At 41.8% G+C, this 23,356-nt stretch carries 26 protein-coding genes and 1 pseudogene; 14 read left to right on the top strand and 13 right to left on the bottom strand.

Annotation, left to right across the window (positions count from 1 at the left end; all coding sequences use genetic code 11):
- Window positions 1-149: 149 nt before the first annotated feature.
- The gene (locus SD31_RS20630) at window positions 150-224 is read right to left on the bottom strand and encodes a hypothetical protein (RefSeq protein WP_316929762.1); all 75 of its coding nucleotides are present in this window, start codon (window positions 222-224) and stop codon (window positions 150-152) included.
- Window positions 197-1,162 carry a UDP-N-acetylmuramate dehydrogenase gene (gene murB, locus SD31_RS05005; protein ID WP_316929760.1) on the bottom strand — a complete coding sequence of 322 codons (966 nt, stop codon included), beginning with the start codon at window positions 1,160-1,162 and terminating at the stop codon, window positions 197-199. The genes SD31_RS20630 and murB overlap by 28 nt, the downstream gene beginning before the upstream one ends.
- A gap of 120 nt (window positions 1,163-1,282) precedes the next feature.
- Here murB and SD31_RS05000 point away from each other — a divergent pair, with 120 nt between their 5' ends.
- Window positions 1,283-1,891, top strand: coding sequence for a TetR/AcrR family transcriptional regulator (locus SD31_RS05000; RefSeq protein WP_039053334.1), 609 nt, complete (start codon window positions 1,283-1,285; stop codon window positions 1,889-1,891).
- Here SD31_RS05000 and SD31_RS04995 read toward each other — a convergent pair.
- From SD31_RS04995 to SD31_RS18470, 9 genes and pseudogenes are all read right to left on the bottom strand, one after another.
- Window positions 1,881-2,857, bottom strand: a pseudogene (locus tag SD31_RS04995) (YpdA family putative bacillithiol disulfide reductase). The gene SD31_RS05000 and the pseudogene SD31_RS04995 sit on opposite strands and share 11 nt — an antisense overlap.
- A 6-nt stretch (window positions 2,858-2,863) precedes the next feature.
- Window positions 2,864-3,271, bottom strand: coding sequence for a hypothetical protein (locus SD31_RS15000; protein ID WP_156138209.1), 408 nt, complete (start codon window positions 3,269-3,271; stop codon window positions 2,864-2,866).
- A gap of 16 nt (window positions 3,272-3,287) precedes the next feature.
- Window positions 3,288-4,940, bottom strand: coding sequence for an FUSC family membrane protein (locus SD31_RS04990; protein WP_052258674.1), 1,653 nt, complete (start codon window positions 4,938-4,940; stop codon window positions 3,288-3,290).
- Window positions 4,941-5,133: 193 nt separating this feature from the next.
- The gene (locus tag SD31_RS19910) at window positions 5,134-5,394 is read right to left on the bottom strand and encodes a YceI family protein (RefSeq protein ID WP_262506541.1); all 261 of its coding nucleotides are present in this window, start codon (window positions 5,392-5,394) and stop codon (window positions 5,134-5,136) included.
- Window positions 5,375-5,722, bottom strand: coding sequence for a YceI family protein (locus SD31_RS19905; RefSeq protein ID WP_262506540.1), 348 nt, complete (start codon window positions 5,720-5,722; stop codon window positions 5,375-5,377). Before SD31_RS19905 ends, SD31_RS19910 begins: the two co-directional genes overlap by 20 nt.
- 99 nt (window positions 5,723-5,821) lie before the next feature.
- On the bottom strand, window positions 5,822-6,940 hold the full coding sequence (locus SD31_RS04980; protein ID WP_231561192.1) for an MBL fold metallo-hydrolase: 1,119 nt from the start codon (window positions 6,938-6,940) through the stop codon (window positions 5,822-5,824).
- A gap of 96 nt (window positions 6,941-7,036) precedes the next feature.
- Complete coding sequence (locus tag SD31_RS18480) at window positions 7,037-7,231, bottom strand: hypothetical protein (protein ID WP_231561191.1); 195 nt, start codon at window positions 7,229-7,231, stop codon at window positions 7,037-7,039.
- Between the two features lie 102 nt (window positions 7,232-7,333).
- Window positions 7,334-7,597, bottom strand: a complete 264-nt coding sequence (locus SD31_RS18475) for a GntR family transcriptional regulator (RefSeq protein WP_231561194.1) — start codon at window positions 7,595-7,597, stop codon at window positions 7,334-7,336.
- The gene (locus SD31_RS18470) at window positions 7,585-7,749 is read right to left on the bottom strand and encodes a hypothetical protein (RefSeq protein ID WP_231561190.1); all 165 of its coding nucleotides are present in this window, start codon (window positions 7,747-7,749) and stop codon (window positions 7,585-7,587) included. Before SD31_RS18470 ends, SD31_RS18475 begins: the two co-directional genes overlap by 13 nt.
- A 168-nt stretch (window positions 7,750-7,917) precedes the next feature.
- Here SD31_RS18470 and SD31_RS04970 point away from each other — a divergent pair, with 168 nt between their 5' ends.
- Together SD31_RS04970 and SD31_RS17125 are read left to right on the top strand one after the other, a co-directional pair.
- Window positions 7,918-10,902: a SusC/RagA family TonB-linked outer membrane protein gene (locus SD31_RS04970; RefSeq protein ID WP_052258673.1), complete on the top strand. Its 2,985-nt coding sequence runs from the start codon at window positions 7,918-7,920 to the stop codon at window positions 10,900-10,902.
- Window positions 10,903-10,912: 10 nt separating this feature from the next.
- Window positions 10,913-11,152: a TonB-dependent receptor gene (locus tag SD31_RS17125; RefSeq protein WP_052258672.1), complete on the top strand. Its 240-nt coding sequence runs from the start codon at window positions 10,913-10,915 to the stop codon at window positions 11,150-11,152.
- A gap of 90 nt (window positions 11,153-11,242) precedes the next feature.
- On the opposite strand, the gene SD31_RS16460 is transcribed toward SD31_RS17125, so the two are convergent.
- Complete coding sequence (locus tag SD31_RS16460; RefSeq protein WP_156138208.1) at window positions 11,243-11,524, bottom strand: hypothetical protein; 282 nt, start codon at window positions 11,522-11,524, stop codon at window positions 11,243-11,245.
- Here SD31_RS16460 and SD31_RS04965 point away from each other — a divergent pair.
- The 9 genes from SD31_RS04965 to SD31_RS04935 all read left to right on the top strand — a co-directional run bounded on the left by SD31_RS04965 (window position 11,421) and on the right by SD31_RS04935 (window position 21,318).
- The gene (locus tag SD31_RS04965; protein ID WP_316929761.1) at window positions 11,421-12,740 is read left to right on the top strand and encodes a RagB/SusD family nutrient uptake outer membrane protein; all 1,320 of its coding nucleotides are present in this window, start codon (window positions 11,421-11,423) and stop codon (window positions 12,738-12,740) included. The two genes, SD31_RS16460 and SD31_RS04965, sit on opposite strands and share 104 nt — an antisense overlap.
- Before the next feature lie 77 nt (window positions 12,741-12,817).
- Complete coding sequence (locus SD31_RS04960) at window positions 12,818-13,732, top strand: dihydrodipicolinate synthase family protein (RefSeq protein WP_039053333.1); 915 nt, start codon at window positions 12,818-12,820, stop codon at window positions 13,730-13,732.
- Between the two features lie 62 nt (window positions 13,733-13,794).
- Window positions 13,795-14,001 carry a hypothetical protein gene (locus tag SD31_RS16455; RefSeq protein WP_197053543.1) on the top strand — a complete coding sequence of 69 codons (207 nt, stop codon included), beginning with the start codon at window positions 13,795-13,797 and terminating at the stop codon, window positions 13,999-14,001.
- Window positions 13,944-14,864, top strand: a complete 921-nt coding sequence (locus SD31_RS04955; protein WP_039053332.1) for a Kelch repeat-containing protein — start codon at window positions 13,944-13,946, stop codon at window positions 14,862-14,864. The genes SD31_RS16455 and SD31_RS04955 overlap by 58 nt, the downstream gene beginning before the upstream one ends.
- Window positions 14,865-14,884: 20 nt before the next feature.
- A complete protein-coding gene (locus SD31_RS18465) occupies window positions 14,885-15,403 on the top strand; it encodes an MFS transporter (protein ID WP_231561189.1) in 519 nt (172 codons plus the stop codon).
- A gap of 99 nt (window positions 15,404-15,502) precedes the next feature.
- Window positions 15,503-16,108: an MFS transporter gene (locus tag SD31_RS18460; RefSeq protein WP_262506539.1), complete on the top strand. Its 606-nt coding sequence runs from the start codon at window positions 15,503-15,505 to the stop codon at window positions 16,106-16,108.
- 25 nt (window positions 16,109-16,133) lie between these two features.
- Window positions 16,134-18,161 carry a GDSL-type esterase/lipase family protein gene (locus tag SD31_RS04945; protein WP_197053542.1) on the top strand — a complete coding sequence of 676 codons (2,028 nt, stop codon included), beginning with the start codon at window positions 16,134-16,136 and terminating at the stop codon, window positions 18,159-18,161.
- Window positions 18,162-18,183: 22 nt separating this feature from the next.
- Window positions 18,184-20,139 (top strand): family 20 glycosylhydrolase, encoded by a 1,956-nt coding sequence (locus SD31_RS04940; RefSeq protein WP_039053331.1) that lies wholly within the window; start codon window positions 18,184-18,186, stop codon window positions 20,137-20,139.
- Window positions 20,140-20,157: 18 nt separating this feature from the next.
- Window positions 20,158-21,318: a sialidase family protein gene (locus SD31_RS04935; RefSeq protein WP_039053330.1), complete on the top strand. Its 1,161-nt coding sequence runs from the start codon at window positions 20,158-20,160 to the stop codon at window positions 21,316-21,318.
- A gap of 64 nt (window positions 21,319-21,382) precedes the next feature.
- Here SD31_RS04935 and SD31_RS04930 read toward each other — a convergent pair whose 3' ends face one another.
- Entirely contained in the window at window positions 21,383-22,774 is a 1,392-nt protein-coding gene (locus tag SD31_RS04930; RefSeq protein ID WP_039053329.1) for an arginine decarboxylase, read from the bottom strand.
- Between the two features lie 107 nt (window positions 22,775-22,881).
- On the opposite strand from SD31_RS04930, the gene SD31_RS04925 reads away from it, so the two are divergent.
- Together SD31_RS04925 and SD31_RS17120 are read left to right on the top strand one after the other, a co-directional pair.
- Window positions 22,882-23,079: a hypothetical protein gene (locus SD31_RS04925; RefSeq protein WP_039053328.1), complete on the top strand. Its 198-nt coding sequence runs from the start codon at window positions 22,882-22,884 to the stop codon at window positions 23,077-23,079.
- A 20-nt stretch (window positions 23,080-23,099) separates the two neighbouring features.
- Window positions 23,100-23,356 (top strand): hypothetical protein (locus tag SD31_RS17120; RefSeq protein ID WP_039053327.1); only part of this gene is annotated, 257 nt, incomplete at its 3' end.

Genomic DNA, 23,356 nt, shown 5'->3' with positions numbered 1-23,356 from the left:
TGCTAAAAATTATTAGCGAATTGATTAAAATGTTTTAAGTTTATTTATAAATTAAAAATTAAATTAAAATTACAGCGACTTTATGGAGGTATTAAGCGCGATTGGAAAATTTTATTAAGATAAGTTTTTAAGAGTTGTGGAAAACTTTTTTATAGTATGTTTACCTCTCTTTCCAGTGTTATGCCAAATTTTTCCTTTACATCATCAATAATGAGTGACGACACCTCAAAAATTTCTTTTCCTGTGGCTTTGTTTTTATTGGTAATTCACAAGGGCTTGATTTTTCCATATTGCTACTTTTCCTTACTTCTTTACCTTTCCATCCACACTGTTCGATAAGCCAGCCTGCCGCTACTTTGGTGTGTGTGTCGTCCATAGGAAAGCATACGATGTTCGGATAGACTTCTTTTAGTTTTTCAAGCTGGAAATTTGGGATGATAGGATTTTTGAAGAAGCTACCTGCATTGCCAATGGTGCTTGGGTCGGGAAGTTTTTCTACACGGATATGGGAAACGACCTCTGCTATGTCTTTTATAGTGGGATTTGATATTCCTCTTTTTGCTAGTTCGACTTCAATAGTGCCGTATGAGGTGTTGAGTTTACTATGAAGGTTTAGTTTATAGGTTACCGACACAATGATGAAGCGACCTTTGTATTTGGATTTGAAGATGCTGTCCCGGTAGGAAAAACCACAATCCTGATTGCTGAAAGTTTTGAACTCGCCGGTCATTGTGTCGAAAGCTCGACAGGTGTACATGATATCCATCAGTTCGATACCGTAAGCACCGATATTCTGGATAGGAGAGGCCCCTACTGTTCCAGGAATCAAGGCCATGTTTTCCAAACCCGGAAAACCATGGTCAACGCAATACCATACGAGGTCATTCCATATTTCACCTCCTGCGGCAGTGACGTAAATATTGTTGCCTTCGATAAAATGTTGAATACCTTTATTGGCGATTTTAATGATGGTTCCTTCAAAATCTTGCGTAAAAAGTATGTTACTTCCGCCACCTAGGACGAAAAATTTATTTTTGAAAATACCAGAATTATAAAGCTCAATTAGCTGATTTTCATGGTTAATTTCGATAAACTGATTTGCGAGCGCATGGACGCCAAAAGTATTGTATGGCTTTAAATCAATGTTATTCTGTATTTTCACGGTGTCAAATTTGTTTTACGCAATAATTGAAATTAAAAATAGTATCTTTAGATAAAGAATTCTTGCGTGTAAAGATAAGATAAAGACAGTAAAAACAGCTAAAGAATTTTATTAAACAATATGGCAGTAAATGCAGACGAGAAGAGAAGTAGAATAATAGAAATTGCAAAGAGAAGATTTGCTCATTATGGTATGGCGAAAACCACCATGGCGGAGATTGCCAAGGACTTATCTTTTTCCAAAGCCTTGTTATACTATTATTTTCCTGATAAGAATAGTCTGTATTCGGCTGTTTTAGAAAGTCTTATTGAAGAGTCCTTAGAAACTACGAAGGAAGCAGTAGAGAAGACTAGCACAGTGTTGGAGGGCATTCATACTATCTTGGAAGTAAATATGGACTTCAAGAAAAAATACTTCAACCTTATGGAGTACACTATCGTTATGCGTAAGGAACTTCCCGCCGAGCTGGAGGCTATTCTTATAAGATCCTTTGAACGCCAGCAGAAAATCGTAGAGCAGGTCTTTAGGCGAGGAATAGAACGTGGAGAACTCAAAAAGGTGGATACGACGGAAGCTGCACGTATTTTCTTGTTCGGAACGATAGGGATGCGCATTTCGCTGCTCAAGGATTTTAAAAACGATTTTATCCCGGATAAGTCGGAATTCGATGCTATCCTTTCTATGCAAAAAAAACTCGCTGACATTTTTGTTGCCGGACTTAAAGTCTAGCTCCTTTTCTTAAAATATCATCTATAATTATCTTGGCGTGGATACGAGAGTTTTCTATAAACCACAGATGGGTGTTCAATCCGCCGCAGACTACCCCGGCTAGATACATTCCTTCCACGTTGGTTTCCATAGTTTCAGGATTATGATGCGGAATCATAGGGCTCTCTTCAGGTATGGAGATATTAAATCGGCGTAGCAGCTCAAAGTTAGGTCGGTAGCCGGTGAGGGCCAGTACAAAGTCGTTAGGAATGATTTTTTCGCCGCTTTTGGTTTGTATGACTACTTCATTTTCCCGGATTTCGGTGAGGTTGCTTTCGAAATATGCCGTGATAGACCCTTCGGCGATACGGTTCAAGATATCGGGACGTACCCAATACTTCACCCGAGGCTTATTTCCGTACCTCGGATGACTAGTGTCACATTGGCGCCCTTACGGTAGGTCTCCAAAGCAGCGTCTATGGAAGAGTTGCTAGCGCCTACGACCACCACATTTTGTCCGGCATAATAGTGTGGGTCGTTGTAATAATGGCTTACCTTCGGCAGATCTTCTCCCGGAATGTTCAGAAGCATAGGGATGTCGTAAAAACCGGTGGCAACAATGACGTGTCGAGCTTGGTAGCTGCCCTTTGTCGAAGTGACATGGAAGATATTTCCTTTCTTCTCACAGCTTAACACTTCTTCGAAGAGCTTAGTGTTAAGCGAAAATTTATTGTGTATTCGACGGTAATATTCTAGAGCTTCTGCACGTTTGGGCTTCGGATTTGTCGTTACAAAAGGAATATCTTCAATCTCCAGCTTTTCGGAAGTAGAGAAGAAGGTCATATTGATTGGATAATTGTACAATGAATTTACAAGACAGCCTTTTTCTATGATGATATGGCTTAGATTATTCTTTTTAGCATTAATACCACAAGCTATGCCAATAGGACCGGCACCAATAATCAAAACATCGTATATATTATCCATTTCCTGTTAAATTTCTTTGGTCGCTATGTCGGCGACGTTTTTTTGCAAATCTCCTGAAATTTTAGTCAAAAATTGTAATTGTTCGGTAATTATAATTGTGTCTTCATTGCTGGTGTCTGTAAATTGCTTGTCGAAGGACTTTATAAACTCTATCTGTTGACTTTCGTGCAGGTTTAATGCACGGATAGCTTGTTCAAGATTAGAGAGAGATTTGAGTACGAGCCGTACATGCTCTTTTGTGAAATATTGATTTTCGGTATTGAACATTTGGGTTAGTACGGTCGCTGTATAAGAGGAAAAAATATGGTTTAGGATGACGAAACGGTTGACTTCTTTGGTGTGTTTTTGTCTCCATTTAGGCTCAGTCAGAAGTCGTTGGAAGGTGGAGCCCATGTTGGCGGAAGCAATATACACTTCCTTACGTGCCAGCTTATATTCTGTAGTCGGATATTTTTCTGTCCGATAACATGAGGATGGCCTGTGCCAAATATTTATAGTTGGCTACTAAGAGGTGGTACATATTCTTCTTAATCTGTAAACTTTCCCAATTGGGGAATATTACATAGCTAGACAAGAAGGCTATGGTACCTCCGATGAAGGTATCGATAATACGCTCTTTGGCCATCTCAAAGGTATTCATACCTGTAAAGCTAAGCATGATAAGCACATAGGGAGTCATAAACATGACCGCCATGATATAATTGATACGGAATAGGCTGTATGCTATGAGGAAAAATATGATGAGAATGGCGAAGCGCAAGGTGGTGTCCGGTACAGTTAATAGGATGATACCTCCAATGATACCTCCTAAGGTTGTCCCTATAAGCCGCTGTACGTTTCTTTCTTTGGTTAATCCAAATCCCGGCTTAAGAATCACCATGATGGTCAATAGTATCCAATACGTGGTGAATGTTGAATAGTTAAAGATCTGGAATAAAAAGAATGTCGCGGACAATACGATAGACATGCGCATGGCGTGCCTGAAAACGCTGGATTGCAGGCTGAGGTTGTCCTTAAACTTCTGCCAATTCAGGATGTCCGTTTCAACGAATTTTTTGGTTTGTATATTATCGTCTTTAGGCATCTCGGAAGCTTTAAGCTGGCTGTATCTGTATATTTCGGCAATATGTTTGACGATGGAGCGTATATTGATTGCCAGCTTTTTGAGAGGGATAGAATTGCTATTGTTTTGTTTATCGTACTGGTCAATGGCCGTGCGCAATTTGTCTATTTCCTTGCTGAAATCGTAGATGGGAGTAGGACGTTTTCCTGCATTCAGTCGATAAGCAATGTTGTCGAGTTCATGGGCAATTTTATCTATAGTGTTTTTTAGTTTTTCGAGGAGTCCCGAATCGGCATATTTGTTACGTATGGCACTATAGTCATAGTGTGTGGTCATACTCTGTTCGAACAGGTCCACGATATCCGTGAAAATGAGTGTCAGGTAACGGCCTTCTAGTGTGGTGTCTTTGATGGACCGTTTACTTTGGAAGAGTATGTCACGAACATTTTCGAGGTGTTGATTTATGCTAATATGTTTTTCTACGAGTTTAAGGTAGTTTTCATCCGGGTTTATTTTGAGGTCATAGAAGTTGGCCTTCAAACGGATAAAGTCAGCTACCTGTACGATAGTTTCGGAAAGTTCCTGTTGTGCCAGACGGTACGGCTTCACCTGCATCAAGGAGAAGCTTATGACCATATACCATAGGGCTCCAATGATGAAAAGGCCAAGATAGACGAGTTCTTGTTGGAAGCTGTATTTTCCGTCGATGTTGATGAGCATGACCAAAATGCCCATCATGCCTACGGTGGCGGCACGGGAGTTAAATACAGCCAGCATGGCAAAAAAGAAGGAGGCCACCGCCAATATTACGGTCATGATGTAAAGGTAGTCGTTGGCTATGGCTGTGATGAGTATGGTTATGGCCGACAGCAGGAGGCAGTAGTACATGCCCAGCTTGCGATGTTGCGGCGCACCTGGGGTGTCCGACAATCCAATGATCAATGCACCAAGAGATATTAAGGTTCCTTTTTCAAATTCTCCCAACAAGGCACAGACGATAATGGGGATAATAGAGCCCAATGTGATCCGTATACCTTCCGCGAAGTATTGACTATAAAAGAAACTGCTTATTTCTTGGCGCTTTTTTCATTGTAGATTAGGTTGAACGATCTAGGGTACAATTTAATCTTTTCTTGTATTTAGTGGAAATATATAATGCAAAAAAGCCATTAAGAAGAACTTAATGGCTTTCAATATTTTGATAGGTAAGAGATTAATTTTTTACTAACTCTACGTTAATGGTAAGCTCCACTTCTGGAGCTACAGCCATTACACCAGTAGGAAGTTTATCTGCGTATTGGATGCCGAAATCAAAGCGGTTAATACGTCCTGTAGCGGTGAATCCAGCTCTCGTTTTTCCCCAAGGATCGGTAATGATACCGTTGTTTTGTTTTACGGTGAAAGTGACTTTCTTGGTTATATCACGGATAGTGAGATCTCCTGTCAATGTGTAATTACCATCTTTTCCATTCAATACCGCATTTTCCAGCTTCTATCGTAGGATATTTTTGTGCGCTGAAAAAATCATCTGATTTAAGGTGGTTGTCACGCATTTCCACACGAGTGTCTATGCTGTTTACGTCGATGATAAAATTGATTTTTGCACCGTTGAAATCTTTGTCACTTTTAGTTTCAACGCTACCTTCTAATTTTTTGAATTGCCCGTCCACAAAAGCAATACCTAGGTGGTTAACTTCAAATCGGACGTTGGTGTGTGCCGGGTCTACCTCCCATTTCACCTGACCATAAGCGCAGTTGCATATTAGCAACAGGGCTGCAAGAACTTTAAATATTGTTTTCATAACTTCTTCTTTTTTTGTTTGGTGCAAAATTGTGTCTATTGGAACGAATAAAACTTAATCTATATTAATAAATACAATTTTGCTAGCGGCTTGTTTGTGTTAGTCCACATCTTCCCACCAATACGGGAGTGGGCGGTATTCTTTTAAAGGTACTATTTCTCCGATGCGAGGTGTTACAAGAGAGATGTTATGCTGTTGTGCAGCGTTGGCGATACGTATCATAGGTTCATCCCAAGGATGCATTGCCAAAGCAAATTTGGAGTTGTGAACAGGGATGGTATATTGACTGTTGAGGTCTTTGGCGGCGAGAATTACTTCTTCGGGCATCATGTGTATATATTTCCACATGGGATTGTATTGTCCGTTTTCGAGGATGGCGTAGTCAAAAGGTCCATATTGTTCGCCTATCTGTTTGAAATGCTTACCGTATCCGCTATCCCCTCCGATAAAGATTTTTAAGGTAGTGCTTTGCACCACAAAAGAGGACCAAAGGGTGGTGTTGCGTTTGAATGTACGTCCGGAGAAGTGACGTGAGGTGGTGGCCGTAAAGGTAAAGGACCCAATCTGTGCCGATTCTCCCCAGCAAAGTTCGGAAATCTGTTGGGAAGGATATCCCCATTTTTCCAGATGAGCGGCAACCCCCAACGAAGTCACTATATGATTTACGCGACCTTTTATGGCCATGAAGGTGTTGTAGTCCAGATGATCCCAATGGTCGTGGGTAATTACTAAGATGTCGATCTCGGGAATATCTTCCGGTGTGTATTTATATTGCATAGGAAATGCTTTGGCACTGATACGGACAGGAGAAGCATAGGTGCTGAACACAGGATCTACAAGAATCTTTTTTCCGTCCAGTTGAAGTAGATAGGAAGAGTGTCCAAACCACACATATAAATCGCTGTCGGAAGGGAGAGCTTTCAGGTCCGTTTTTACAACCGGAAGAGGAGAGGATGGAATGTTACGTTCTTTCTTCGAAAAGAAAAAACTACGGATCATGTCCGAATAGGTGGTACCTTCTGCCAATGGAGGGGTATGTTCCAGATTTTCGAACACTCCATCTTTATAGTTGCTCTGTTGCTGCATCTTCAGGAGCCTTTCTCCTTCGGCAGAAGCGCCAAAACGTTCGGAACGCATATATATTAATCCTCCAAGAAGGATTACAACAAGAAGTATGAGTATGATCTGCATAAAAAATTTCAATACTTTAAGTGCCATAATCTCTAAAAATAGGAATTTTTGAAAGAAATGAAGGAAAGGAGGCTTAAAGCTAATTTTTTACTATTTGCTTTAAGCCAAAAGAAGAGTAAGCTGTTATGCTAAAATTCGGGCGAAATGGTTGTTCAGGTGAATGCGTATTGCTTTGCGGTAGGCGTCGGCATCTCTTTTCTTCAGTACTTCCACCAGCTCTTTGTGGGATATAAAATCTCCCTCTACGATAGGTTTTTCAAGGATTCCGGACTGGTGAACGTATTGAAAGATAGGGATGAGCATTTCCTGTAGTTCCAACAGCATGCCGTTGCCGGAGATTTCGTAAAGTTTGCCATGAAATTTCTTTTCGTCTTCGATGTTCCAAGGTAAGGCTGTATCTCCAGAAACTTATTTTTTCTGTCATCTCTTCGAGTTCACGAATATCTTTTTCCGTGATTCTGTTGATGATAAAATCCGCAATACCGATTTCCAATGCCAGACGCATTTCGAAAAGGTCTTTGAGTGTGTTTTTATCCAGAAGAGAGGGATGAAAGATCTTTTTAAAAGATCCCAACACATCAGGTTTGTGATGACAGCACCTTTATGTTTTTTGGATTCTATCAGTCCTATACTTTTTAGTCTTAGCAAAGCCTCTCTTACGACAGTACGGCTTACTCCCAACATTTCAGATAAATCCAACTCTTTGGGAAGCTGTCGCCTACCTTGAGTTGGTTGACTTGAATATATTCCAAAATTTTCTTCTCTGCTTTATCTACGAGGCTGGAAGTATCTATGGTGGATAATACGTCCTCGGTGGTGCTCAAAGATTTACTCATAATAAGTTCATTACGCAACAAATATAGAAAAATAAAAAAGATTTGTAAAGAATTGTTTTATGTAATACATTTGCTGTATTATGTAATACATAATAAAATTTTCTACCAACTTATAAACTGAATAAACCTAATATTATGCGAAAGATTCTTTTATTGTTTTCTATGTGTATGTTGCAGTTATCTGCTTATGCACAGAGTATTTTAAAGGGCTTGGTCAGGTCTGATCAGGGCACTGCTTTAGTAGGAGTTAGTGTCTCTAATGAAACACAGAAAGTTACCGCGCAGACCGACAAGGACGGTGCTTTTGCATTGCAGGCCAAGGTCGGTGATGTAATTACATTTACTTCCGTAGGCTATGAAAGCAGCACCGTTACATTACAAAATCTGAGCTCTCTTCTTGTCACGTTGCGAGCGTTGAATGAAGAGTTGGAAGAGGTAGTAGTGTTGGGATATGGTTCAATCAAGAAGTCAAACTTGACGGGGTCTGTATCGCGTTTGGATAAGCGAGTGTTAGAAACCGGTGTGCGTTCGAATCCTGCTTCAGCTTTAGCCGGTACTATTCCGGGACTTCGTGTGCAGCAGGTGTCAGGGCGTCCTGGTGCGGTACCCAATATTGTTTTGCGTGGAGGTACTTCTTACGATGGAAGTGGTTCGCCACTTATTATTGTAGACGGTGTAGTGCGAGGAGGATTCCAAGATATTAATCCGGCGGATATAGAATCTATTGATGTCCTTAAAGATGCATCAGCCACAGCTATTTATGGTGCGCGTGCTTCCAACGGTGTAATATTAATTACTACTAAGCGAGGAAAAGAGGGGGGTTCTTCTATAGATGCTCGCGCAAAGGTAGGGGTGAATACCATCAATTTACCTTTCGAATTTCTCAATGCTGAAGATTACTTATATTGGACTAGGAAGTCGGTTCAGGTTTCGGGACAATATCAGCCTAGTCAGCTTAACCAGCTGACGGCCGTAGGACCTTTCGGTACTGGAAACCGGTATTATGATGATGGCGGAAACATTTTGGACGGAAACCAAAACAGTGCGGCGGTATGGAGTACGATGTTTTTGGACGATACGAACCGTCATCTTTTGAATGAGGGGTGGAAAACTATGATAGATCCTGTGACAGGTAGAGAGCTGATCTTCACGGAATTTGTTTATGCCGACTATGCTTTGCGTAATGCCAGCACTACACAAGACTATAATGTATCTATGCAGGGAGGCAATAATAAAGGTCAATATTATGCTAGCCTCGGAAAATACGATGAAAAAGGTCTACCCATTAATACTTATTACGATAGGCTGACTTTCATCCTTAACGGTGATTATAAAATAAAGCCTTTTATCACTTCTAATTCTACATTCAATTTTGCTCACACAAAATGGAGAGATCCTATCAACTCGGAAGGTAACTATATGAGCCGTGCGTTGGGAGCTCCTCCGACCATGCGGGGTAGAAATCACTTGGGAGAATTGCTATTGGGGCGTGATTGGGCAGATGGCAACCCTCAGGTAAATGACGATAAATTCATTCGTCGTAATCTAAACCAAAAGTTTACGATGGGTCAGGCCTTTACAATAAATTTCTTCGACAATCTAAGCTTACGGGCAAATGGAACCTGGTTTTTGAATCAAACACATTATGAAGGATTCAATAAGGATTATCTATCAAGCCCTGGTAGCTGGGTACGTACAAGGAGTTCTTCGGCCTCCTATGATAAGACATTAAGCCAGACATACAATGCAGTTCTGAACTATAATGAGAAATTTGCAGACCGCCATTCGGTGGATGCTATGGCAGGATGGGAGTTTTACGATTCCTACAATAATGGTCTGTCTGCGTCCGGCAGTGGAGCTCCGACGGATGACTTCATGGATTTGGGGTTGACTAGCAATGAAGCTAACCGTAGATCTATAGATTCATATCACTCGCGCCAGCGTATCATGTCTTATTTTGGCCGATTGAATTACGATTATGACCAGCGTTATCTAATGACGCTAACGGTAAGACGTGATGGATATTCTACACTTTTGGATAATCGTTGGGGTACTTTTCCGGGCATCTCGTTAGGATGGAATATTAGCAACGAAAGTTTTTACCGTGAGAAATTGGGAAGCTTCGGCGATTACGTGAACAACCTGAAGTTGAGAGCAAGTTTGGGAGCTAATGGTAACGTGGGGGGAATAGGAACCTATACACTGCAAGGAGCTTACGGCACCGCCAATTATGATGGCCAGGTAGGTTATAATATGACCAGTCTAAGTATTCCTGGATTAAAATGGGAAAGTCTAATCACCAAAGAAGTAGGGCTGGAAGCAAAGTTGCTTAATCGAATAGACCTATCACTAGCTTATTACCATCGCACTACATCGGATAAAATCGCCACATTAGTGTTGCCTTCTTCTGCTGGATTCACTTCTATCACCACCAACAATGGTGATATGGAAAATAAAGGGTTGGAAATAGATCTAAACTACCAAATTGTCCGTAAGCAGGACTGGAGCTTGTCGTTCAATTGGAACACGGCCTACAATCGAAACAAGATCTTGAAGTTGCCATATAACGGCGTGGAAAATAACCGTCAGGGAGGGTTTCAGGTGTATGACCCTAACACGAAAGAATTGGTGTGGGTAGGTGGTTATCAGGAAGGGCAAGATCCCAATGTCGCTTATGCTTATGAAGCTATAGGCATCATTCGAACACAGGAAGATTTGGATAGATATGCGACAGGGCTGATAGACTATATGGGTAACCGTCCGTTGGTACACCCGGATGCCTATGCAGCTTTAAGTGCAGCAGATAAAGAGCGGTACTATCCAATAGCTTTGGGTGATGTGATGTGGAGGGATGTCAATGGTGATGGCGTGATCAACACTTACGATAGAGTTTATGTAGGAAATACCAAACCACGCTGGACGGGAGGCTTCGGATTTTATTCTAGCTGGAAAAACTTGAGTCTTAGTGCACGTTTCGATTATGCATTGGGCTTTGTAGCCTACGATGGTCCGCGTGCATGGTTCTTGGGCATGATGCAAGGAACGTTTAACACAACAAAAGAGGTCTTTGATACTTGGACTCCAGACAATCCGAATGCAAAATATCCTACCTACTATTGGGCAGATCAGCTGTTTAAAAATAAACACAAGTAGAGAAAGTACAATGTTCTATAATAAAGGAGATTATCTTTCTTTTCGTGAAGTGACACTTTCGTACCGTTTGCCTACTTCTATAGCACAAAAGGCTAGGATGGAAGGTATGACATTTTCTTTGACAGGACAAAATCTGCACTATTGGACTAAAAACACATTGTTTTCTGCAGAGAGTGGTAGTGTAGGACAAGGAGGTGGGGGGTATCCTTTGCCACGTACAGTAATTTTCGGTTTACAATTAACTTTCTAACAGGATTATATCATGAAAAAGATATTCATCGCTATATTGGCCGCTGCATCCATGCAGATCGTTACTTCGTGTGATCACTTGGATTTAGACTTAGCTCCGGAAGATTACTTCTCCAGCGGCAGCTTCTGGAAAAATGAATCCCAGGTGAACGGCGCCATGTTGGGGATTCACAACTTGGTCAGAGGCCAGCAGCAGACATTTTGGGGCTTGGGAGAGGCTAAGAGGAGGTACACTGCGCACAGGTACAAGCTTCACCGGAACAGCATCGCTGAACTCACCTTCCGTAATATCACAAGATATTCGCGAGAGTGCTCCGGGATATAGCTCTTGGGCAGGACTGTATTCCACAATATTCCAGATTAACAATTTCATTTATCAGGTGGAGCAGGCTACTTTTCTGAGTGAGCAGAAAAAGGGATATTACCTTGGCCAAGCTTACGGGCTACGTGCGTTCTACTATTTCTACCTTTATCGTACCTATGGACGAGTGCCTATAGTTACAGAGCCAAAGGCTGCGATAAAGACACCTTCATCTGCGGAAGAAGGATATACCCCACGCAGTCAGACTGAGAAGGAAACTCTAGATTTTATCAAAGCGGACATAGAAAAGTCTATTCAGAATTTTAATGGAGATTATACCATTCAATCACAAAAAGGGCAGTGGAGCTTAGCAGCTACGCAGATGCTGAAGACGGAGGTATACCTATGGTCTGCTAAAGTGCTTATCGATGGACAACAGCCACAAAGTGTTCAGGCGGACCTGCAGACAGCTAAGCAAGCTGTGGAAACGGTAATTCCACGTTTTACCTTACTGGAGGACTTTGCACGTGTGTTTTCAAGTGCTAGCGTTCCAGCTTCAAAAGGTAATAGTGAGATTATTTTTACCATACGCTACCAACAAGGAGAGGCAACCAACTTTTTCAATAACTTCTTATATGCACAGTCGGACGACATAAGCGGCTATGTAGATGATGCAGGTAACCCTATTCCTTCGGATCCTCTACAGGTGGCTTCTAGTGGGGCTATTATCCGCTATGAATACAAGATAGATCTATATGACTTATACGATAAAGAAGATAAAAGAGCAAATGCTACTTTCCTTAACTTTAATAAAGGGAGTGTTCGTGCAGTAGTGATGCGCAAGTTCTTGGGAACTATAGTAGATGGTGTGCGTAACTACTCTGACGATTATCCGATTTACAGGTTGGCGGAGGCATACCTGTTGCTGGCAGAAATAAAAAACAAGTTAGGAGAAGATCCTACGGAGGAGATTATGGCCGTACGTCGTCGTGCGATGGGCACTGCAGCACCTCAGTTTGTGCGTAGTGATTTTGAGGCTAATGAATTGGCGATTTTCTATGAGCGCACTAAAGAGTTTGTCTCGGAAGGTAAACGGTGGTTTGACCTTCGTAGAATGCAAGACGCAAACGGAAAACCACTGGTATTTCGTGTAGATTTACCACTGGTAGGTGTGTTGGAAGATGTAGAAGGGCAGCGTCATAAGTTGTTATGGCCAATAGATTTGGGAACTATGTCGGCAGATCCGACCCTTCAAGGAGACCAGAATCCGGGATATTCCGGCACATAATAGGTGATTGATTTAGGGGAAAGCCGTCACATGTTCGGTGTGACGGCTTATTTATCAAGTTTTAATGTTTATTAAGGATGAAGAAAATAGATGGATTGATTGCAGCTCCTTTTACACCTTTTGACAAGGAGGGAGCATTAAACTTAGAAATTATTCCGAGATATTTTAAGCTCTTGAAAGATAATGGTATTGGAGGGGCTTTTATCTGTGGATCTACCGGCGAAGGAGTATCTCTTACATTTGAAGAAAAGGTGGAGGTTCTTAAGGCTTGGACCTCTATTACTAAAGAAGATAAGGAGTTCTCGTTGATTATGTTTTTGGGAGGCACAAATATCAAGGAATGTAAGATGCTAGCCACTATTTCAGAAGAGGAAGGAGCTGATGCGGTAGCCTTTACGGCCCCTTTTTATTTCAAGCCGGCAAATGTAAAACAACTGGCTGCCTGTTGTGCCGAAGTTGCGGGTTCTTCTCCAAACATTCCATTCTATTATTACCATATTCCGGTGTTGACTGGATGTTATATTGCCATGTATGATTTGCTTCGCGAGGTGAACAATCGAATTCCGAATTTTGAAGGAATAAAATTTACGCACGAAGATTTTATGGATTTTCTTTCCTGCATGAATTATGAAGATGGAAAGTATAACATGCTGTGGGGCAGAGACGAAAATATGCTTTCCGCATTGGTTTTAGGATGTACAGGAGCCGTAGGAAGTACCTATAATTATGCGGCACCGCTGTACCACGATTTGATAGCTCAGTATAATTGCGGTAATTTAGAAAAGGCTAATCAATTGCAGCAGAAGTCCATCGATATGATCCGTCTTTTGGGTAAATATGGAGGTATAGCTACCGGCAAGGCTTATATGAAACTTGTAGGTGTTGATTGTGGTGAGTTTAGGCTGCCGGTATCCAATATGGGTGAGGCAGAGTTTGAAGCTTTTAAGGATGAGGTTGCTTCTCTCGGATTTGATACGTTTAAATCGAAATGATGTTTTCAGAGAAAGTATCACTATTAGGATTGTGGTTTTGTATTACATTAGGTTCATGTACGATGGATTCATCGCCTAATTACATTGATTGGAAGATTGTTACAACTCTCCCACAGGAGGCTGGCACATTGCATTTGGGGCTTGCCGGACCGGTGGCAGGCATCTTGGATGACAAGCTTATTATTGCGGGAGGAGCCAACTTTCCTGAGCTATGCCGTGGGAAGGAGGTGAGAAGCGATACCAGAAGAAGCTTTACATCTATCAGTTAAGGGATAAGGAAGGGGTACATCTTTTAAGTACGGAGGAATTTACCGACAGCCTAGCTTATTGTGCAAATGCAGGAGACTCTAAAGTCTTTTATTCCTTTGGGGGAGAGAGAAATGGTAAGGCCACGGCAGACGTATTCCGTTATTCTTTACAGAGGGATAAAGTAATAAGAGAAGCGTTGCAGCCACTTCCTTTTCCACTCACAAATGCTGCCGCAACCTTAATAGGAAAACATCTGTATGTGGTGGGTGGAGAAAATGAGCAGGAAGTGTCCAATAAAATCTTCCGTCTCAATCGAGAAAAGAAGAATGCTTCATGGGAAGAGATTGCAGTGCTGCCAAATCCGGTGAGCCATAGTATAGTAGTGGGAGATGGGTATCAGCGTCTGTATGTAGTCGGAGGTAGGCGAAAAAATAGTATGGCCGTCACCACTTTTTATGATATTGTCTATGAAGTAGATCTTCCTAATAGAAAGGTAAAGCAGATTGCTTCCTTACCTCAAGCTTTGGCTGCAGGTACAGGTATCTATTACAAAGGCAACCTGATTATTGTGGGAGGAGATAATGCACAAACCTATCATAAGGTAGAGGAACTCATTATGGCGGCTCAGCAAACTGACCATAGGGAAGAAAGAGAAAAAATTATTGAAAAAAAGAACGATATACAACGTAATCATCCGGGCTTCACACGTAGGGTATGGTGTTATAGTATAAAGGAAAAAAAGTGGGATGCTCTAAATGATCTGGAGGGTGAAAGTCCTGTTACCACCATAGCCTTGCTGTATAAAAACACTGTCATCATTCCAAGCGGCGAAATAAGAGCGGGCGTGCGTACCCCTCAAATATTGCTGGGGGAGATTCGTTGACATTCTGATAAACCTAACTTATGAGAAACAGTAAAATATATCCGTGGCTTGTCGTCGCCTTGTTGTGGGGCGTAGCCTTACTTAACTATATGGACAGGCAGATACTATCCACCATGCGGCCGGCAATGTCTGTGGATATCACCTCATTGCAAAGTGCTGCCGTTTTCGGTAACCTGATGGCCGTATTCCTTTGGATTTATGGATTTATGAGTCCTGTGGCAGGTATGTTGGCAGACAAGCTAAGCCGAAAGTGGCTTATCGTGGGGAGTCTTTTCGTGTGGTCTGCTGTAACCCTAGGTATGGGCTATGCTTCCACATATGAGCAGCTCTACGTATTACGGGCTGTGATGGGAATCAGTGAGGCTCTTTACATTCCAGCAGGATTGTCTTTGATTGCCGACTACCATAGCGATAAGACTAGATCTCTAGCCGTAGGGATACATATGACAGGTCTATATGATGGGGCAGGCTTTGGGTGGTTTTGGAGCGACGGTGTCGTCTCATCTGACGTGGCAGTCTACCTTTGCACTTTTCGGTAGTATAGGGATTATTTATGCGGTGATTTTAATTTTTACACTTTTCGAAATAAAACATCGTGCTGTAAAGCAGGATAAGGAAAGAGGCTTTCGGCCTTCAAAGTGCTTCCTGTTCTATTTAGCAATATGGCTTTCTGGGTAATTCTATTGTATTTTGCGGTACCCAGCCTGCCGGGATGGGCAACGAAAAACTGGCTTCCTACGCTGTTTGCCGAAAATCTGCAGATACCGATGGAAGAAGCAGGTCCTTTGTCGACCATTACCATTGCCTTGTCTTCATTATTGGGCGTAATTTTCGGAGGTATTTTATCCGACCGTTGGATTCAACATCATGTGAAGGGCCGTATATATACTAGTGCTATAGGCTTAGGCTTAACTATTCCGGCTGTCTTTTTGATTGGCTACGGGACATCTGTTGGAGCTATTGTGGGAGCAGGACTGATGTTTGGCTTCGGCTTCGGTATGTTCGATGCCAACAATATGCCTATCCTTTGTCAGTTTGTAGCTCCACAATATAGGGCTACAGCCTATGGTATTATGAATATGGTGGGGGTGTTTGCGGGAGCTTTCATCACCAACTTCCTTGGAGCTTCGGCCGACGAAGGAAAGCTTGGCTCTGACTTCGCTATGTTAGCAGGGATAGTATTTGTAGTTTTATTAATCCAACTCACTGTTTTAAAACCTAAAGCTCATGAACAGCTTGCATAAGATGTTGTTGCTTCTTTTTTGTCTTTTGCAGTGGCTTTTTAGTGTTCAAGCACAAAAAAGGGTGGCCTGTATCGGGGATTCGGTAACCGAAGGTTATGGGTTGACGGACTCTGCCGACACCTATCCGGCGCAGCTTCAACAGATACTGGGAGAAGACTTTCTGGTGGGTAATTTCGGTCATTCGGGGGCAACCTTATTACGTAAAGGACATAATCCATATCATAAGACGCAAGCCTATCAGAAAGCTTTACAATTTCGTCCCGACATTATTGTCATAGCATTGGGTCTGAATGATACAGATCCACGAAATTGGCCTAACTATAGGCATGAATTTATAGGAGATTATACCGCATTGATTGAGGATTTTCGGAAGGTGAATTCTCAAGTGGAGGTATATGTATGTCTGTTGACGCCGATATTTAGTGGGCATAGACGATTCCTGTCCGGCACCAGAGCTTGGTTTGATGAGATTCAAAATCTTATACCATATATTTCTAAAGTCAATAATGCGGAGCTTATCGACAACCATACAATTTTAGTGAGCCGTATAGACTTGTTTGACGATTATTTACACCCTAATGCCCGTGGAGCTGCCCTGCTGGCTGAGAATGTCGCCAAATATCTCCAACCTATAAAACAAGATCTTGCAGTGGAGTACCCTTTTGGAAGCCATATGGTATTGCAGCGCGATGAAATTAATAAGCTGTATGGACGAGCTTCCGCTTTTGAACAAGTGTATGTTTCTTTTAATGGTAAAAAGATAAAGACCCGGGCTAATAAGTTGGGGCAATGGCAGGTTGAGTTGCCCGCTCAACCTGCAGGAGGTCCTTATATTATAGCTTTAAATACACAATCACAAAAGATTGTTTTAGAGGATGTTTTGTTTGGGGATGTCTTTTTGTCTTCAGGACAGTCCAATATGGCTTTCCCCCTTAAAGCCGCATTAGGTGCAGATTCCATATTAAGGGAGGCACAAGGATATTCTCAAGTACGAATTTTTAAAAATAAGCCTCTTGTGGAAACGACGCACGTAGCGTGGCCCCCAGAGATATTGAAAGAGGTGAACGAGCTAAACTATTTTTCTGGCAGCTGGCAGGTGAGCTCACGCGAAAATATTGGTGACTTTTCGGCTATAGCTTATATGGCAGCTTTGGAAGTTCATAAGAAGCAAAATATTCCTGTAGGCATTGTGGATATTTCTGTAGGAGGATCGAATACAGAATCCTGGATTCCGCGTCCTGTTTTGGAGCATGACAACCTGCTAGCTTCTTATATTCATTCGTGGCGATATTCCGATTTCATTCAAGATTTTTGTAGAGAAAGGGCGGCTAAAAATTTGGAGTTAAGTAAAGTGAGGCACCAACGGCATCCTTATGAACCTGCGTATAACTATGAGGCGGGTATCAGTAGATGGAAAGATGTGCACTTTAAAGCCGTCCTTTGGTATCAAGGAGAAAGCAATGCTCACAATGTAGAGCACCACGAGTATTTGTTTCGGATCTTGGTACACTCATGGCGCAAGATATGGGGTGAGGAGCTGCCCTTTTATTTTGTGCAGCTTTCAAGCATCAACAGACCTTCATGGCCCGATTTCAGAGATTCCCAGCGACGCCTCTCCAATGAACTTCCTAGAGTATATATGGCCGTATCTAGCGATCTGGGACACCCTACCGATGTACATCCCCGTAATAAACTTGTTTTAGGACAGCGTTTGGCTAATCTACTGCTACAATTTACTTATGGTCACAGCATCGAAACACGGTCCCCGCAACCCGTGCATTATGAGCTTAAAGAGAATCAACTCGTAGTCACATTCAATCCTTGCAAGGTGTTGAGCCTTCAGCATGGTCCAATCATACGCGATTTACGTTACTTAAATAGCAAAGGTCATATAGTTGAAGTAAAAGATGTGGTTATTGTGGGTAATTCTTTGGTAATTAAAAATATAAAAGATATTAATTGTTTGCAGTATGGTTATTCACCTTATTCTGAGGGAAATCTATTTGGAGATAACGGAATACCTGTTTCCACCTTCAGTTTAAAGATTCGTTAGTTAATTAAAAAGAGAAAACAGCATGCGTAATATCATATATCTGTTTGTTTTGTTCCTAAGTGCTGCGCCCTCATCCCTATTGTGGGGGCAGCAGGCACTTATTCCCTTACCGGTTGAAGTGCAATGGCACGACAAAAATTTATCATTAAAAAATGGCGTGGTAATTGAAAAAACTTCCTCCCACCTGCAAAGGGAAGCTACAGTGCTTCATAGCATTCTTCAAGGGTGGGGAGTTACAGTACATAGTGCGAGCAAGAAAAAGCTACCTACTATTACCTTGCAAATAGATAAAGGATTAGGTGTGAGAGAGGAAGGGTACGTATTGGATATCAATCAGCAGGGTATAACGGTAAAATCGCCTTCCGCTAAAGGTGTTTTTTATGCTTTGCAAACCTTGCGGCAGTTTAAGCTCAATCGGGGAGGCATACAATATGTCTCTATAAAAGACGAGCCCGCCTTTTCGTGGAGAGCTTTTCTGATCGATGTTGGCCGTAATTTCCAACCATTGGAGATGATTAAAGAGCAAGTAGACATCATGGCTCGCTATAAACTTAATGTCTTGCATTTTCATTTTACGGAAGATATAGCATGGCGCCTGCAAAGTGACAAGTATCCGGGGCTGACGGATGCATCGGTCATGACAAGATGGAAAGGACTTTATTATACAAAAGAAGACCTTAAAGAATTAATCCGTTATTGTAGCGATAGATATATCACTCTATTACCTGAAATAGATATGCCGGGGCATAGTGCAGCCTTTCGTCGCTATTTTGGTGTAGATATGCAATCGGACTCCGGCATGATGTATATCAAAGATTTGCTGTCCGAGTTTAGGACGAATTTCCCTGAATTGGAATATTTACATATCGGAGGCGATGAGGTTAAGATTACCAATATGAACTTTATGCCGGAGATCACCAAATATGTAGAGCAGATTGGTTATAAGAAAACTATAGGATGGGAGCCCGGCAGTAATCTGTCACCTCAGACCATACGTCAACTTTGGATGGGAGGCCCAAAACTTATTGAGGAAAAGGGAGATAAGGTCTATATTGAATCCAAACATCTGTATATAAATCATATGGATCCTTTGGAATCAGTAACTACGATTTTCCACCGAAAGATTGGAGAAGTAGATAGAGAACATGCTAACCTATTAGGGGCCACATTATGCTCTTGGCCCGACAGGGCTGTGGTTCAACCTCGAGATATGTTTTTCCAAAGTGCCATATACCCTTCAATATTGGCTTTTGCGGAGCGTATATGGCGTGGAGGAGGGCGTGCCGGGTGGATAAGCAATATTCTTTCAAAGGATGACCCACACTATTCAGATTTTGTGGATTTTGAAAGAAGGCTTCTGCTACATAAAGAGTTATATTTTGAATCCCTGCCTTTCCCGTATGTAAAACAGACTGGGATAGAGTGGGAGCTTATAGGTCCATATGACAATGGAGGAGATATTCATAAAGCATTTGAAATAGAGAAGGAGCCATTTGCAGACGGATTGAGAGTGTACAAAGTGGTGGAAGGAGGAACTGTTATTCTACGTCATTGGTTCGGTTCTATTATAGAGACAGCTATCCCTGATCCTAAACCTAACACGACGTGGTATGCCAGAACCAAACTATGGTCTGCAAAGAAGGGGCTAAAGCCGTTTTGGATAGGCTTCAATGATTTGTCGAGATCCTATAAGACGGATTCTCCGCAATTGAATACATGGGACAACAAGGGGAGTGAGGTCTATGTCAATGGTCAGCGCATCAATCCACCATCTTGGAAGCAGGCAGGACAGGAAGGTGACCTAGAGATACCTTTGGTAGATGAGGGCTACGCCTTCCGTGAACCTACCTATGTCCAATTGGAAAGGGGATGGAATGAGGTGCTTATAAAAATTCCTGTTGCTGAATTTCGAGGCAGAACTTGGGAAAATCCTGTGAAGTGGATGTTTACATTTATTCCGGTGGAACAAGAAAAATAATAATTTAAATAGTATAACATGAAGAGACTTTTTCTAGGTATTTGTTTGATTACTTCTGTCCTATTTGTCAAGGGGCAGGAAGTTACGGTATTCCGCTCCGGAGATGATGGGTATGCTTCCTATCGTATTCCGGCCATTGTGAAAGGTAAGGCTGGAGAGCTGATAGCTTTTGCAGAAGGAAGAGTTGAACACGCCGGCGACTTTGGGAACGTGGATATTGTTTGCAAGATAAGTAAAGACGGTGGAAAGACATGGGGGCCTTTGCAAGTAGTGGTAGATTATGACAAATTGCAGGCCGGTAATCCTGCACCGGTAGTGGATATGCTGGATCCATCATATCCACAGGGGCGCTTGTTTTTATTTTATAACACAGGGAATAACCATGAAGGAGAAGTACGAAAAGGTAAGGGCTTACGTGAAGTTTGGTATAAGACTTCCATAGATGGAGGGCAAACATGGTCAGAACCTGTTAACATCACTTTACAGGTTCATCGTCCTAAACATCCTCAGGTTAATGCTTCCTACAATTTTTCAGAAGACTGGCGTACATATGCCAACACGCCGGGACATGCTTTTCAGTTTATAACAGGCCCGAAGAAGGGAAGAATCTATGTAGCAGCTAACCATAATGCCGGGGATCCACAGCCGCAAAACAGAGATTGGAATGCACATGCCTACTATTCGGATGATCATGGTAAGACCTTTAGGCTTAGCGAAAACATCCCTTATCCCGGATCTAATGAGTCTATGGCAGCACAGGTTGGTGATAATACTGTCTATATGACTTCTCGTAATCAAGGACTCACGCCGAAACAGCGGATAATCTCCATATCGCATGATGGAGGTCATTCTTGGGCATCGTCGGGGACGGACCCTAATCTTCCGGATCCCATCAATCAGGGGGCAGTACTTTCATGGAAGAAGGGAAAAAATTTTATCCTAGCCCACCTCAATGCTGCAGATGAAAACAAGCGTGATAACCTGACTCTACGACTTTCCAAAGATCAAGGGAAAAGCTGGTATTTCAATAAGGTAGTAGCGAAAAGTCCTGAAGGATACAAAGGAAGTGCATATGCTGCTTACAGTGATATGGTATTGGTCAAGAAAAATAAGCTTGGAGTACTTTATGAAAAAGACGGATATAAGCAAATCGTATTCACGACAGTAGACGTGAAATAATATTGCCGAAACCAAAAAACGCTGAACAGTCTGTTCAGCGTTTTTTGGTTATTTTTTAGGACCATTAGTAATAGCCTAATAATTTCATTACTTGTTTTGAGTTTTGCTCTTCACCAAAAACTTCAAAGTTGAATGTTTCATCTCTGTTGCGACGGATGATTACATGTTTAGGAGAAGGCAGCAAGCAGTGGTGTATACCGCCGTACCCTGATAGTACATCCTGATAAGCTCCTGTATGGAAGAAACCTAAGTATTGTACTTTTCTGGTCTTAGGCATGAACACCGAGTTGATGTGCGCTTCCTGGTTGTAATAATCTTGACCGTCACAGGTAATACCTCCCAAGTTTACTTTTTCGTATTCGGAATCCCAGTTGTTTATCGGTAATAAGATATACTTCTGGTTTAACGCCCATACGTCCGGAAGGTTGGTGATAAACGAACCATCGATCATGAACCATTTCTCACGGTCATTCTGTTGCTTGCGACCCAACACCTTGTAAAGGATACCGGAAGCTTCTGCAACAGTGTATTTACCGAATTCGGTAATAATGTCCGGTTCTACAACGTCATGGTGGTTACAGATTTGTTTGATACGGTAAACGATCTCATTTACCATGTACTCATAGTCGAAGTCGTGAACCAACGAGTCTTTGAAAGGCATACCTCCACCGATATCCAACGTATCTAGATCCGGATTTACTTTTTTGAACTTACAATACAGGGTTACGTATTTCTCCAGCTCGTTCCAGTAGTACGGCGTATCCGAAATACCTGAATTGATAAAGAAGTGCAACAACTTGACTTTAAAGTTAGGGTTGTTGGCAATTTTGTGATTGTAAAAATCAATCACGTCTTCAATACGGATTCCCAATCTGGAAGTGTAGAATTGAGAATCAGGTTGTTCTTCAGCAGCTACCCTAATACCTAAGTTGCATGGCTCATCCAGTTCGATCTCGTCATCATACAGGTTGAACTCCTCTTTGTTGTCCAACACAGGAATGATGTTTTTGAAGCCATCATGCAACATGTCGATGATGTACTGCTTATACTGGTACGTTTTGAAACCATTACAGATTACTGTAATGTCTTTGGTCACCGTACCAGCCCTCTCCAAATAATCGATCATCGGCATATCGAATGCAGACGACGTCTCCAAATGGATGTCATTTTTCAACGCCTCTTCCACGATATGTTTGAAGTGAGACGATTTGGTACAATAGCAATACTTATATGATCCCCTATAATTGTTTTTCAGTATGGCCGTCTGAAACAGAATCTTGGCCTGCTGAATCTTTTTACTAACTATAGGGAGATAAGTAAAACGTAAAGGTGTACCATACGTCTCAATCATCTCCATGAGATTGAGATCGTGAAAATACAACTCGTCGTTAATGACTTCGAATCCTTCTTGTGGAAAACCAACACTTAAGTCAAGAAATTCCTGATAGCTCTGCATTTTTTATTATTTTTGCAAAGATATACTTTCGTAATGAATACCTAAATACCTAGGTTGTTATTTTTCTCGTTCATTATCAGAAAGATAAAATTTTACGTTTTAATTACATGGCTAATACGATACAACAAACGTTAGTTGAACAAACAGTTGCCGCTGTAAAAGCGCTGTATGGTGCAGACATTCCGGAATCCCAAATCTCTTTACAAGATACACGCAAAGAATTTGAAGGGCAGATCACTATAGTGACCTTTCCGGTAACCCGTTTTTCCAAAAAATTCATCCTGAGCAGACAGGTACTGAAATAGGTGAATATCTCAAAGCTAATGTGGAAGCTATTTCGGCCTTCAATGTCATTAAGGGCTTTTTGAATATATCGCTGTCCGATAGCTATTGGATAGCCTTACTAAACAATACCATTGCTGCTGCCGACTTCGGTAAATTTCCGGCAAACGGCAAAAAGCTCATGGTGGAGTACTCTTCACCTATTTCCAGTACCTGTCTGCTCAGGAGATTTTTTGGAAAAACGGGTTACCGGAAAGGTCACTATAGTGATCTGCCCTTCAAATTCTTTGCGTGTATCTT

Source organism: Sphingobacterium sp. T2, from assembly GCF_000814685.1.
Classification (GTDB): Bacteria; Bacteroidota; Bacteroidia; order Sphingobacteriales; family Sphingobacteriaceae; genus Sphingobacterium; species Sphingobacterium thermophilum.
Note: the sequence above shows the minus strand (reverse complement) of the source record. Positions and strands in the feature narration are given on the sequence as shown.

Bases quoted from the DNA above. Each gene is read 5' to 3' on its own strand.
- SD31_RS04960 (WP_039053333.1), top strand. From the start codon at position 12,818: ATGAAGAAAATAGATGGATTGATTGCAGCTCCTTTTACACCTTTTGAC.
- SD31_RS16455 (WP_197053543.1), top strand. From the start codon at position 13,795: ATGGATTCATCGCCTAATTACATTGATTGGAAGATTGTTACAACTCTC.
- SD31_RS04935 (WP_039053330.1), top strand. From the start codon at position 20,158: ATGAAGAGACTTTTTCTAGGTATTTGTTTGATTACTTCTGTCCTATTT.
- SD31_RS04930 (WP_039053329.1), bottom strand. From the start codon at position 22,774: ATGCAGAGCTATCAGGAATTTCTTGACTTAAGTGTTGGTTTTCCACAA.
- SD31_RS05000 (WP_039053334.1), top strand. From the start codon at position 1,283: ATGGCAGTAAATGCAGACGAGAAGAGAAGTAGAATAATAGAAATTGCA.
- SD31_RS16460 (WP_156138208.1), bottom strand. From the start codon at position 11,524: ATGAAATTGTTAATCTGGAATATTGTGGAATACAGTCCTGCCCAAGAG.
- SD31_RS18470 (WP_231561190.1), bottom strand. From the start codon at position 7,749: ATGAGTAAATCTTTGAGCACCACCGAGGACGTATTATCCACCATAGAT.
- SD31_RS17125 (WP_052258672.1), top strand. From the start codon at position 10,913: ATGTTCTATAATAAAGGAGATTATCTTTCTTTTCGTGAAGTGACACTT.
- SD31_RS04970 (WP_052258673.1), top strand. From the start codon at position 7,918: ATGTTGCAGTTATCTGCTTATGCACAGAGTATTTTAAAGGGCTTGGTC.
- SD31_RS04955 (WP_039053332.1), top strand. From the start codon at position 13,944: ATGCCGTGGGAAGGAGGTGAGAAGCGATACCAGAAGAAGCTTTACATC.
- SD31_RS04980 (WP_231561192.1), bottom strand. From the start codon at position 6,940: ATGGCACTTAAAGTATTGAAATTTTTTATGCAGATCATACTCATACTT.
- SD31_RS18465 (WP_231561189.1), top strand. From the start codon at position 14,885: ATGAGAAACAGTAAAATATATCCGTGGCTTGTCGTCGCCTTGTTGTGG.
- SD31_RS04940 (WP_039053331.1), top strand. From the start codon at position 18,184: ATGCGTAATATCATATATCTGTTTGTTTTGTTCCTAAGTGCTGCGCCC.
- SD31_RS18475 (WP_231561194.1), bottom strand. From the start codon at position 7,597: ATGTTGGGAGTAAGCCGTACTGTCGTAAGAGAGGCTTTGCTAAGACTA.
- SD31_RS04925 (WP_039053328.1), top strand. From the start codon at position 22,882: ATGGCTAATACGATACAACAAACGTTAGTTGAACAAACAGTTGCCGCT.
- SD31_RS19905 (WP_262506540.1), bottom strand. From the start codon at position 5,722: ATGAAAACAATATTTAAAGTTCTTGCAGCCCTGTTGCTAATATGCAAC.